Annotated in this window: 11 protein-coding genes; 2 read left to right on the top strand and 9 right to left on the bottom strand. The window is 47.5% G+C overall.

Features of this window, described 5'->3' with window-relative positions:
* Positions 1 to 2 precede the first annotated feature (2 nt).
* The 9 genes from BMW71_RS02600 to BMW71_RS02560 all read right to left on the bottom strand — a co-directional run bounded on the left by BMW71_RS02600 (position 3) and on the right by BMW71_RS02560 (position 8,800).
* Positions 3 to 431, bottom strand: a complete 429-nt coding sequence (locus tag BMW71_RS02600) for a phage tail protein (RefSeq protein WP_092169055.1) — start codon at positions 429 to 431, stop codon at positions 3 to 5.
* A 34-nt stretch (positions 432 to 465) separates the two neighbouring features.
* The gene (locus BMW71_RS02595) at positions 466 to 2,439 is read right to left on the bottom strand and encodes a phage tail sheath family protein (RefSeq protein ID WP_092169052.1); all 1,974 of its coding nucleotides are present in this window, start codon (positions 2,437 to 2,439) and stop codon (positions 466 to 468) included.
* Positions 2,440 to 2,450: 11 nt separating this feature from the next.
* Positions 2,451 to 3,308, bottom strand: coding sequence for a hypothetical protein (locus BMW71_RS02590; protein WP_092169049.1), 858 nt, complete (start codon positions 3,306 to 3,308; stop codon positions 2,451 to 2,453).
* A 2-nt stretch (positions 3,309 to 3,310) separates the two neighbouring features.
* Positions 3,311 to 3,907, bottom strand: a complete 597-nt coding sequence (locus tag BMW71_RS02585; RefSeq protein WP_092169047.1) for a Pvc16 family protein — start codon at positions 3,905 to 3,907, stop codon at positions 3,311 to 3,313.
* A 659-nt stretch (positions 3,908 to 4,566) separates the two neighbouring features.
* Positions 4,567 to 6,237, bottom strand: coding sequence for a DUF6909 family protein (locus tag BMW71_RS02580; protein WP_092169045.1), 1,671 nt, complete (start codon positions 6,235 to 6,237; stop codon positions 4,567 to 4,569).
* Positions 6,238 to 6,324: 87 nt separating this feature from the next.
* A complete protein-coding gene (gene msrA, locus BMW71_RS02575; protein WP_092169043.1) occupies positions 6,325 to 6,894 on the bottom strand; it encodes a peptide-methionine (S)-S-oxide reductase MsrA in 570 nt (189 codons plus the stop codon).
* Positions 6,891 to 7,154: a hypothetical protein gene (locus tag BMW71_RS02570; RefSeq protein WP_092169041.1), complete on the bottom strand. Its 264-nt coding sequence runs from the start codon at positions 7,152 to 7,154 to the stop codon at positions 6,891 to 6,893. The genes msrA and BMW71_RS02570 overlap by 4 nt, the downstream gene beginning before the upstream one ends.
* Positions 7,151 to 8,215 carry a PA0069 family radical SAM protein gene (locus BMW71_RS02565; protein WP_092169039.1) on the bottom strand — a complete coding sequence of 355 codons (1,065 nt, stop codon included), beginning with the start codon at positions 8,213 to 8,215 and terminating at the stop codon, positions 7,151 to 7,153. Before BMW71_RS02565 ends, BMW71_RS02570 begins: the two co-directional genes overlap by 4 nt.
* Positions 8,216 to 8,254: 39 nt before the next feature.
* Entirely contained in the window at positions 8,255 to 8,800 is a 546-nt protein-coding gene (locus BMW71_RS02560; RefSeq protein ID WP_092169037.1) for a class I SAM-dependent methyltransferase, read from the bottom strand.
* Positions 8,801 to 9,074: 274 nt separating this feature from the next.
* Here BMW71_RS02560 and BMW71_RS02555 point away from each other — a divergent pair, with 274 nt between their 5' ends.
* Together BMW71_RS02555 and BMW71_RS02550 are read left to right on the top strand one after the other, a co-directional pair.
* Positions 9,075 to 10,757 (top strand): amidohydrolase family protein, encoded by a 1,683-nt coding sequence (locus BMW71_RS02555; RefSeq protein ID WP_177179559.1) that lies wholly within the window; start codon positions 9,075 to 9,077, stop codon positions 10,755 to 10,757.
* Positions 10,747 to 12,135 carry an amidohydrolase family protein gene (locus tag BMW71_RS02550; protein ID WP_092169031.1) on the top strand — a complete coding sequence of 463 codons (1,389 nt, stop codon included), beginning with the start codon at positions 10,747 to 10,749 and terminating at the stop codon, positions 12,133 to 12,135. The genes BMW71_RS02555 and BMW71_RS02550 overlap by 11 nt, the downstream gene beginning before the upstream one ends.
* Positions 12,136 to 12,149: the final 14 nt, after the last annotated feature.

Below are 12,149 nucleotides of genomic sequence, written 5' to 3'. Positions count from 1 at the left end.
CCTTACTCGTTTTGAATGCTCAGGCCTTCGTGCACCAGTTCCATGCTCTCAATGGCCACTTCGTTTCCGTCTGCTTTTAAATCGGTGGATTGAACCTTGGTTGGCCAGGCATTTTTCACCTTCCATACCACCACCGGCTCGTGCTCTTCATTAAGTAGGGATATGGTGATATCCCTTCGCTCTATTTGATTTAATTGCACCGAATTCCACCAGGTATAAAACTCGTTGTCGGTGGCAAAGGTCCCCCGTTTCAAGGTGATGTTGCTAAATTTCTGCATTCCTGGCATTTTAATCTTGCTGTATTCGGGGCTCGCTCCGTGCCGGTATTCGATGACTTCTGTTTCCACATCCAGTCCAGAGACTTCTGTAAACCCGATATTTGTCCCAGCCCATTCTACCTGGAAGTGAAACTTTGATAATGGATAACTCATGGTTTGTTACTTTTAAAGGTGTGATTTAACTTTTTCAGGATTCCTGCATTTTGTGAGAAAATTTAAGGATAATGAATTCTGCCGGCCTTACCACAGCCATACCGATCTCTACATTCATTCTTCCTTCCAAAATATCAACGGCAGTCATGGTCTGACCAAGTCCCACCCGTACGTAAAACGCATGCTCCGGTTTTGCACCGGCCAGTGCTCCGGCCCTCCATTGCTGAATTAGAAAGTTTTCAATCATGGCCCGAACCTTCACCCAGGTATTGGCATCGTTGGGTTCGAATACGAATTGTTCGGTAGCCTTTTTTACCGATTCTTCGACCATGTTAAAAAAGCGTCGGACCGATACGAAACGCCATTCGTTGTCGTTGCCCGCAAGCGTACGGGCTCCCCATACGAGCGTGCCCTTCCCGGTAAACGACCGGATGGCGTTGATCGATTTTCCCGCCGTGGTATCGACATTTAGACGGTCCTGCATGTCGTTGGTGATTTTGAGGCTTGGCTTGACCACGTATTTTAAGGATACATTTGCTGGAGCCTTCCAAACCCCGCTATTCGAATCCACGCGCGCGTAAACCCCCGCGATCAGGGAGGATGGGGGCAACACCACCTTTAATTTGTTAATTTCCGCCTTGATGGTATTGTACGTAGCGCTATCGACGGCCTCAACTTCACTCAGAAACAAGCCATCCAACTCTCCTTCGGAAACCATATCCAATTCCTCTATATCCAGCAGCGCATCCAAAATCGGTGGATCAATCAAGTCCAAAATACCTTGAAGCAGCGTGTTCATGTCGGCACCGGCAATTGCCGTTTGGGCAGACCCTGAAGCGGACTTGACAGTCGCTCCATCTTCCGTAGCAATGAGACTGTCCAATCGTCCTTGCAATTCCTGAATTAAGGTCGGCAAGGTGGCAGCCGGCTCCAATTCATCGTTTAGGGCAGCCGCTGCATCCGTGGCGACCGTGGCAAGGGCAGCATCTACTTCCGCTGCCAGCGCAGCGACATTGTTGGTGTCCTCGACCACTTCCTGCATCAAATCCACGAAGCCATTCAAATCATCCACTACTGCCTGCAACGGGTCGATGACCGAAGACTTATTGGTCACGGCATCCGGATCTGAACCTGCCTGAATGCTCGTATCCGCATCGGCAAATGCAGTGCTATCTGCCGGTAGATCCGCCACTATTCCTTCTGCTTCCCCGAGGATATCATCCAATTCTTCCAATATCTCCGAAACCGGCGACGCATCGGTAATGGAGTGGGTGAGTTCGATTTGCTCCGCATTGTACTGGTAGTTCAGTATCGTTTCCAAATAGGGGAAATATACCGCTCCGTACTTTTTCTCCTCCAAATCAGAGGTAATCAACTCCCGTACACCCGTTTCCAGGGAAATCTCTGTCTCCATCGTATTGGTGTACGTATCTACGATCGTAAACCGATCCCTCATCTTTCTGCACTGAGCAAGCGCGTTGTTGTACAGGGAATAAAACTCGCTGGGCTCGGGTAGTGCAGTGGCATCTGGGAAAAGAATCAGGGTGGGCTCGTCCTCTTTTTCCAATTCCAGCAAACCCGCGTTTAATGCTGCCAAGGTCACCGGCGTCACCGGGTCGGCATCGTCATAGACACCCACGGAGAGGATGTAGCAGGGACCTCCCCCGTTGGCAAAATAGGCCTGCATGGAATAATACATTAAAAACGGAGATTTGTCTTCCGGATTGGGATGTTCTACCAACACGTTTTTCTCACCCAGTTCCTCCGTCACCTGCACGCGAATACCGGTTTCCGGTTGGGGCCCGCCGAAAAAGGTCTCGTATTCCAATAAGGAAACGATTCGTTTCGGTTGGTTCAAAAGGGTTTCGCTGGTATCTGCTTCCTTTTCCCGGGCTTTTTCGGTGTAGCCAATAAATGCCGGTATGGCGGTTTCTACCTGCGCTACCGAGGGAGGAAATTTGGAGATTTCCTCAATGTATACACCCGGGGTTCTGTAATTTGCTGCCATGATTCATCCTGTTAAATAGTGATTTCTGAATAATAATTGTTTCCATCTGAGTAAATGTGTTTAATCCCCGGATTGGGGAACCTGAATTGACTGCTTATTTCTGGGACTACGTCGAAATCGGTATCGGGAACGAGTTCCACAAAGCCTTTTTTCGTAAGCGGTTTGGGCTGATTCGTTTCGATCTCCTCCCCACTTGATGCCTGTTTGTACTTCCAAAAGGTGCTTCGATTGGAAAAATGGATTTTGAATACCGTTGGATTGATTTTCAACGTCCCGTCCAAATTGATTACGTTGCGAACGCCCGATTCCCCATGCATACGAATCAAGAGCAATCCCACCGGTACAGGCGACACGCCCAATTTTGCGTACCTGTCCTTCACTTGTTGAAAATTCTCCTCCGGAATCAGCCAATCTTCCGAAAAAACATCGGAATCGCTTTCAAGGGAAATAAGTTCCACATCCACACCCTCCGTGGCTTCCGGTAGAAAATTTGAAAAAAACATTTTTTGCCCGGATAAAAAAGGCATTTGCGTGTAATTCTCGAAGTAAGGATCGCGGTATTCCACGAAAAATCCCAGGGTGAGATCCGGATCCAAGGCGATGAAACTCTCCTGAGAACCCTCCTCCCGGCTGCGAATCAGTACGGTAAAGCTACTCTCCCTGTGCTTGAGCAACAGTTGAAATCTGTTACACAGCCGGACGGTCTCCAAAGAGGGCCGGATGGATAAAAAATCCTGCCATCGATAGCCCGAAAGCGCGGCCTGCTGATCCGCCACCGACATGCTGCCATAGGTTTCCTCCCCGTTGTTCAAATGATACTCATGCAAAATGCGAACCGAAAACAAGGTAGTGTAAGCTGCAGTAACCATGGTTAGGACTGGTTTTTTACATTAGATCGAATACGTTGAATCAGTGGCGCCTCGCCCTGTCCCATGTCCCTTTCCAGCGGTAATAGATTCAGCTGATACAATACTGCAGGCAACTGCTTGCCCCCCAGCGTACCCCAAATAAAGTTCAACTCCTCAAACGTCGGCGTGTACAATTCCATCGTAAATCGGAAATTACCCACGTGTTGCATGGAGTCCAATTCCCTGTCAAAGACAGTGTTCCCTTGCGTAAAAAGCTTTTTACCCTGAAAAAAGGAAATAACCGCCGCTAAATCTTTCAGCGATTTGCTATACATGTTCCGATTTGCCGAAAATAATAGAAAGAGATGCAAGTGAATCACCCGGTTGCGGTACTGAATCTGATCTTCCCTAAACTGGTGATTGGGGAAATTTTTCATCGTTCCTTCCTCATGGAGGTTTACCAGGGTCAATACCATTTTATCCCGCATTGCTTCTGCGGCATCCGTAGACCCTTCAGCCAACGCAATGTTATCAATGATCAATTCCGAGTCCTCCAGTCCAATTTCCTGGAAGTAATGATTGATCTCCTCGCTTAAAATCTGAAAAATTTCGAAAATCATAGGGCCAAAATCAGTATCGAAGAAAAGAACACCAAACCGTTCATCGAAACCCGCTGCCTAAACTACCGAAGGAACGTTCTGCCGGATCGGCTTAAAAACCGGCAGAATACGCACTCAATTACGATTTGGTGGTGAGTAAATTCCGAGGTTAATGGTACCGTCGAAAGATTTACCCACCAATCCAAATTTGAAAGAAATTTAAGTCAAATCCTAATCTTTTTGCGAATAATTATTGCTAAAAAAATGAGAAAAAAAATATAGAAAAATACAGTTTTCATAACAAATCTATTTTTTTGGTATTAAGCTAGTAAAAAAGAATATTTATCTTATTCCATTCATTCCGGTAATTGCAAATCATCCTTCACGCTCGTATGCTGCTAATCGTTTGCATCGTCTGCGTGATTTGAAATCCCTGCATACGCCGAAAAAATACCGGTTTTTTTTAGGTATCGCCATTCTATTTGGGAATAGCCACAAAATAGTAGTACATGCTGCCCTGCATTGTCCTGCAATCGCCCGGGCAGAATGGTTTTCCATGGCTAAAAGCATTAGAGGAGACCCTTCCGGGATCAGGCCCGGACTTTATTATCGATAAGGAGTGCCCACACCAATTGTACGAGAAAGGCGTTTGATCCGGCAAAAATGAAAAAACACAAGAACTAGGATTTGCCTATTTTCTCTAAAATCTTATACGTAATCAGGTAGGTGGGACGAACGCCGTCTTTTCCAAGGGCGCCAGAGGCCAGGGTGCTTCCCGTTTCCAGAGGGTTGTCCGAGGCATAATAGGCGTACATGACCTTTACGCTTTTGCGGATGCTGTTTCGGATTTTGCTGGCGGCTTGTATGGCTTTTTGGTAATGTGCTCCTTCCATCTCCAAGCCAATGGCTTTCCAGGAGGATTCCATAAAATAACTGAGCACGTCCCTGTTTTGCAAGGAAGTACCCAATACGGTAATCATGGGGCCTTTGTAGACACCCAGCCCATATCCCGCAAAGTCGTCCACATCCAACTCGTTTTTAAACGGATAATTGTCGGCCGTTCCCTCGAAAACATGGGCGTCCGGAATCATCAAGTCCCCTTTTTTTCCTTCCAGGATCCCCGCCTTGCCCATGATGGACGTAGAAACGATGGTAAGTGGCCGCTTTTCATCACCAGAACCATAGGGTTTCAACAGTTCGTCGAAGCATTCGTAGGCTTGTTCGCCAAACGCATAGTCCATGACTACCAAAACAGGTCTCTTTTTCCCGTTCTCCGGTAAGGACACGCCAGGCAAAAGCGTATTGGAGGTCATTCTACCGGTGTCGATTACCTGCACGCCGATATTTGTTCCAGAGGTATCTGGCACCGCTATCAAGCCGTGGCTTTTGGCGTATTCTTCGATCTCTTTTTCCTTATTTCCTTTGGACTGCAAACTGATTTTCAAGGCCATTTCTTCGATGGCTTCGTAGCTATCCAGACCCAGCGCCTGATGACCGTATACCGTATTGACCACGCTATGCAGGTTGGCGCTGATGACGTGAATCGGACGCTCAAGTAAGTTTTCTTCGTCCAACACCTGTTTGATCGTATTGGCCCAGGTTTCCCCGTACACGTGGTGTCCAACCCGCTCCCGCAACGTAGCCGAAAAGGAGATCTCCCGGTCGTTGTTTTCAACCGCTTCCTCCATGGATAACCTACCCATGTGGTACACAATGGCAAAAAGGCTGTTGCTGTTCCGGGAATTTTCGAATTTCTTTACCGCAGCTTTGGTCTCTTCAAACGTTCTGCCGGTGAGATGCGACAAGTACGAACAGGCGGCTTCTTTGCTAAACTCCTCGCCCTGATTTTCTTTACTTACCACTTCCTGTAGCTTTCGCCAATTCAGGTTGATCCGGCCTTTGGGATCGGTACTGTTTTTGCGGATTTTTTCCGACTCGATAAAAAGAAAGGTCAGGTGCGTCAGGATATCGTAGATATCACTTTTCCCCCGGGTCATTTCTACGTACATCTGCTCGGCGTCCACACGGTAACAATTTCGTTTCCGTTTGGCCGGCACAAGTGCCGTAAACCCAGAATCCTCGTATCCTTCCCTACTTATCAGGCGAATAAACCGGCATTCTTCGATGCCGCGCGGCAATCGTTCCATCACGTACAACAAACCGTCCAATTCCAGCTTTTCCGGGTCGGTCACGTATCCATAGATCTCCGGACTCAACGTAAGCAGGGCCTGCACCAGGGATTCTCCGGAAATACCCGTTGGCTTGTAATTTCCACGCATAAACAAGTGTCGCATGGTGATATAAAGTCGCTCGATAGCCGATCGGGATTCCTGGGCTTTGGTACGTTTCATGGTCGTTTTCCAATTAAAAATTTTTCGAATCTACGGGATTTTACCTTAAAAAAATACGGTCCACCGGTTTAACAAGCCTACCTGCCCCTATCGCAACCTGTCGGCGAAAGCTTGCTTGAACTTTTCTACTTTGGGCCGGATAACGAATTGGCAATAGGGTTGGTTACCGTGTAATTCAAAATAATTACGGTGGTAATCCTCCGCCGGATAGAAATTGCGGAAGGGGGTAATTTCCGTAACAATCGGATCATCAAATACCTTGGATTTCTCTAAGGAATCCAAGTACAGCTGAGCCTCTTCTTTCTGACGTTCCGAATGGTAAAAAATCGCCGAACGGTATTGAGGGCCTACATCCGCACCCTGTCTGTTAAGGGTGGTGGGATCATGGCTGGACCAAAACACCTCCAGTAAATCCCTAAAACCGATAATGCCAGGTTCGAAGATAATTTGTACCACCTCCGCATGTCCAGTGGTACCGCCCACTACCTGCTGGTAGGAAGGATCTTCAATATGGCCCCCGGAAAATCCGGATTCTACGGATGCTACCCCTTTTAATTTCTGAAATACGGCCTCGGTGCACCAAAAACAACCGGTTCCAAAGGTGGCAACGGATTTCCCCTCGGGGACGTGTACATCGGTTTTCGGTAATTCATTCATATTGCTTGCTGTTTTAGTCGTATGGTAACAGACTCCGGAGGTGAAAAGTTTGGGTTTAGGGGTTGACCTGCCGCCAAAACCTCCAAAAAATCGTTTTGATAAAGCCATAGCAGCGCCTCCATTTCCTCCTCCATAAAACAGTGCCAGTCATTCGGGTAGATCCACTGCACCACGTCGGAGGGGGGAAAGTAACTGCCTTTTTTTCTTTTGGCCATTTCCATGGTAGCCACCACGAGTACGTCTTTTTCCAGGTAATTCATAGCGAGAAAAGATTCAATTGTCCGTTTCGTTTAAATTGCGTTACATCAAATTCCGGCATGGTCCGTTGCGGGTCCATGTATTTGTTCACGGCGGCTCGAAACAAACTTGAAATACTCTGGGCCAACACCCCTTCTCCCTTCATTCTTCTACCCCATTGTACGTCATTGGATTGACCGCCATGGAGCGATTCGATCTGGTGCATGACTTTATTTTTCCGATCGGGAAAGTACGCCTCCAGCCAATCCTGAAATAATTTTTTCACGTGTCCATTCAGTCGGACAACGGTATAACCCGCTTTTAGGGCACCTGCGGCCCCTGCCTCCCGAATAAGTTGGGGCATCGCTTCCAGGTTTATACCCGGAATAATTGGAGCAACCATTATGCCACATGGGATCCCACAAGAAGAAAATTTTTGTATCAGGTCTAATTTTTTGCGAGCGGTAGCGGTTCTGGGCTCCATTACCCGCTTCAGCCTGGCATCCAAGTGGTTAATGGAAAAATAAACATGTACCAGCTTTTTTTCGGCCAGCGCGCGAATGGTCTCCCGGTCACGATCTATCAGGCTGTTTTTGGTAATGATACTCACCGGATGGCCAAACTCGAGGCATAATTCAAGAATGGATCCGGTGAGTTTAAATTTCCGCTCAGCGGGCTGGTAACAATCCGTATTCCCGGAAAGCACCATCGGGCGCGGCCGGTAGTTCTTCTTCTCAAATTCCTTCCGAAGGAGACGAACGCAGTCTTTTTTTACCAAAATTTTACTTTCAAAGCCCAATCCTGCGTCATAGCCCCAGTATTGGTGACTGTTTCGTGCATAGCAATACACACAGCCGTGCTCACACCCTTGATAGGGATTGACTGAATAACTAAAGGGAATATCGGGACTGTCGTTAAAACTCAATATGGACTTGCTTTCCACCTGGAGAAATTCAGTGGCTGGACTGACATCGGGCTCAGTCCAATCGATTCCTTCCGGAAATTCACGCACGAATTCACTTTTCTCGAACACATTTGCCGGTCGGTTGCCGGTTCCCCTACCTGTTGGAACATTTGGATTCATCCCAGGCAATATAAAAAAAGGATCTGAAAAATCGGTAAATCAGGTGTTGCAGATAATGATAAATGCCGGCGGAAAATTCTTGAGGGTAAAGGCCGTGCGGATGTTGCTAAAATAAGAGGCAAATTGAAAGCGAAGCAAGTACGAGTAACAAATCTGAATAAAAAAACCACTCGGCTTAAGCATCAAGCTACTCTTCTCGTAGATGGCTGTCCGGGACTCTTTCGGTATCAGACTAAAGGGTAGCGAAGAAAGTATCAGGTCTACCTGCTGTCCATCCAAATAATTGTCAATATTCTCCGCCGAATCGCAAATAATTTTGACGTTGTCGGTACCAAACTGACGGCGTAGGTTGGAACAAAAATGTTCGCTAATCTCAAATACGTAAAGTACCGAGTCGGCATCCATCCGATCAATAATTCCCCGCGTGATGCTACCGTCGCCTCCGCCGAGTTCCACAATGACCTTTGCCCCCTTAAACTCAGCGAAGGACAACATTTTATTCACCAATGATTTTGAACTAAACGTTACAGCACCTGTAGTTTTTATGTTGACAAACAATTCTTTAAAAAGCGAACTTTTATTCATTGGTTATTGGAATTAAGGCTGGGAAATATCCGATCTCTACGCTACGTAGGGTTTACTATTGGTTTCTAAATTATTCACAAATTTCAAAGTTACTAAAATCGGCCTCATATAACTCATGTTTTTCAAAAAAAGGAAAATCATTTGGCAGTTGACTTTCCAAAACCGGTGACAATGAGCCATTCCTGTAGGAATCCGCCAGATAAAAACAATTATGTTTATATATTTGAAAGTTTCTGATTTATTTTATCCCTTGAAAAATCCTTACTTTCGGTTAATGCGCTCCCACACAATCGCTAAATATTTGATTTTCTGCTGGTCTTTTTTCCTGTGTACCATCCTTAGCTTTTCCCTGTACGCACAAAGCGATAACGAAGGAAAAAGAAGGTTGGGTAGCAGCTATTTTATTTCGAATACCACGCTAATCCCTGAGCCGGGAAAACTCCTGCAGAGACAAAACATCTTGTTCGAAAATGGCGTCATTACGGCTGTTGGCCGTACCATTTCCCTTCCTCCAGAGGCCCAGGAAATAAAAGGGGACTCGCTTTTTGTGTATGCGGGATTTATAGACATGGCAAATAAAACCGGAGTTACGGAGCCCGAAATCCCTGAAAAACCGAAGGACTTCGATTCTTCAAACCCGGCACCCGAAATCGCAGGTATTCATCCTCATTATCGGGTGAGTTCCCATTTCCTGGAAAACAACCCGCACGACAAGGAATGGAGGCAGCTGGGGTTTACGCTGGCCCAGAAATTACCCCTTGGGAAAGGAATGCTTCCGGGAACATCCGCCTTGTATACCTACGGGCAAGAAGGTACCAACAACCTACTGGCGGAAAACCAAAGCCTGTACGTTAAATTCAGCACCGTGGGAGGCGTCTACCCGAACACCGACCTGGGGGTGATGGCAAAATGGCGGGACCTGATGCAAAATGCGCGTCTTTACAAAGAACACGAAACCAGGTATGCGCTGGATAAAGGCGTTCCCCGGGTAGAGAAAAATCCCGTTCTCGCAGCCCTCATCCCCGTGATAGACCGAAAAATGCCGGTACTTTTGGAAACTTCCGATGAACTAGACATCCAAAGGGCGTTAAAAATCCAGGAGGAAAACGAGCTTCGGCTGATCCTAACCGGGGTGAACGAGGGAGTTCAGTTGCTCCCAACACTCAAAGAGCGGGGAATTGGGCTGGTACTCACCCTTCATTTACCCGAAGATAAATTTTCCGAATCCAGTCCAGATGAGGCAGGAGACGATTTTGAATCACGGAAGGAGCGAGTAAAGGCAGCTTACCAGCAATCACTGAATTTTGCCGGAAACGTGGAAAAAGCCGGGATTCCGTTTGGTCTGACGACCAAGCACCTACCGCGGGGGGATTTTTACAAAAATTTGCAACTGATGATTAAAAACGGACTATCTGAAGAAGGGGCTTTAGCGGCATTAACGGTAAATCCGGCCACCTTACTGGGTATATCGGACATGGCCGGAACGGTTACCGAAGGGAAAATGGCAAACCTGCTGCTGATGTCCGACACGCTTTTCTCGGAAGCATCTAAGGTGCGTATGGTAATTGCCGACGGCTACGTGTTTGATTACTCCGAAAAAACGGATAAGAACAAAAAGGAGGAAACGATTTGGGAATACGAAGCAAAAACGCCCGGCGGAACATCCCGCGGTACCTGGAAGTTTAGCCGAAATGAAGGAAAATGGACCGGATCCGTGACCTACGAAAACCCCGAGGGATCCGGAACGCGAACCGCTCCTACCCGAACCGAGGAAATCAATGCAGACAGCATGCGTTTCTCTTTTTCGGTTCCGGTACGAGGCGAGGATCTTGAGGTAACGGTATCCGGTACAATCAGCGGAGACAGTTTCTCAGGAGAAATGAAACTAATTGGCTATGAAAACTTTCCAGTGAAAGCCAGTAAAAAAGATAAACCGAAACGAAGCAATGAGCTATAAACTACTACTTTCAGGACTACTCCTTAGTAGCGTCGTCACGACGAGTCTAGCCCAGGAAGGAAAAAAAGGTGACGTATTCATCCGGAATGCCCAGGTGCTTACCGTCACAAACGGCATGAAAGAAAACACGGACGTTTGGGTGAAAGACGGCTTGATACACCGAATTGGAACCCAACTTGAAGCACCAAAGGGCGTGCCGGTGATCGATGCTTCGGGTAAATACCTCATGCCTGGCATCATCGATGCCCACTCTCACGTCGCACTCGAATCAATAAACGAGGCAAGCAGTCCGATTACGGCAGAGGTGAAAATGGAAGACGTGGTGGATCCCTTTGCTATCGGTATTTACCGGGCGCTGGCGGGAGGTACAACCGTTTCCCATGCCATGCATGGATCTGCCAATGCCATCGGCGGGCAAAATGTCACCCTGAAGCACCGCTATGGCACCCGGAACCCGGGAGAATTGGTCATGAAAGAGGCCCCACGAACCATCAAATTTGCCCTTGGGGAAAATCCCATCCGCGTACACGGCAGAAGCAAAAACCTGCAGCCACGCTCCAGAATGGGCGTAGAAGCCGTGATTCGAAACGGATTCGAAGAAGCCCTACAGTACAAACGTACATGGGAAACATGGAAGCAAGCTTCGGAAGAAACCAAAAAACGACTGGCCCCTCCCGTATTCAGCTCCAGAATGGAAACGCTGGTGGATATTCTGGAGGGAGAAATTATCATCCATTGCCACTCCTACCGTGCAGACGAGATTTACATGCTGATCCAGGTCTGCAAAGAATACGGAATCGACAAGATCGTATTTTCTCACGTAAACGAAGGATTTAAAGTCGCACCGGAGTTGGCAGCCCATACCATGGGCGCTTCGGTATTCTCCGACTGGTGGGCATATAAATTTGAGGTGTATTACTCAACGGCCTACAATGCCGCCATCCTAACCAAAAACGGAGTCATTACATCGATCAATTCCGATTCGGCGGAATTGATTCGGCATTTGTACCACGAAGCGGCTAAAACCCAACGCTACGGAGGTTTGACGGACGAGGAAGCACTGGCATTGATCACCATTAATCCCGCCCGGCAACTGGGGATCGATCGTTGGGTGGGCTCAATTGAGGAAGGAAAGCAAGCCGACCTGGTCTTGTTTAACCAGCATCCGCTTTCCATCTATGCCATCCCGGAGATGACCTGGGTAGATGGCGTCAATTACTTTAATCGTGCAAAAGATGCTGCCGACCAACGTCTAAAGGTAGACCCGGAAGAAATCCTGGAACCCATGTACCTGCACGTAAACCACAACAATTGCATGCGTGACGTGGATTTTTATTTCACCGGATTCGGCAGAAACCTATTTCAACACAGCCATTAAACCTCCCCGCTACC

It is taken from the genome of Cyclobacterium xiamenense (assembly GCF_900109255.1).
In the GTDB taxonomy this organism is placed as follows: Bacteria; Bacteroidota; Bacteroidia; order Cytophagales; family Cyclobacteriaceae; genus Cyclobacterium; species Cyclobacterium xiamenense.
This window is presented reverse-complemented; position numbering and strand designations above follow the sequence as displayed.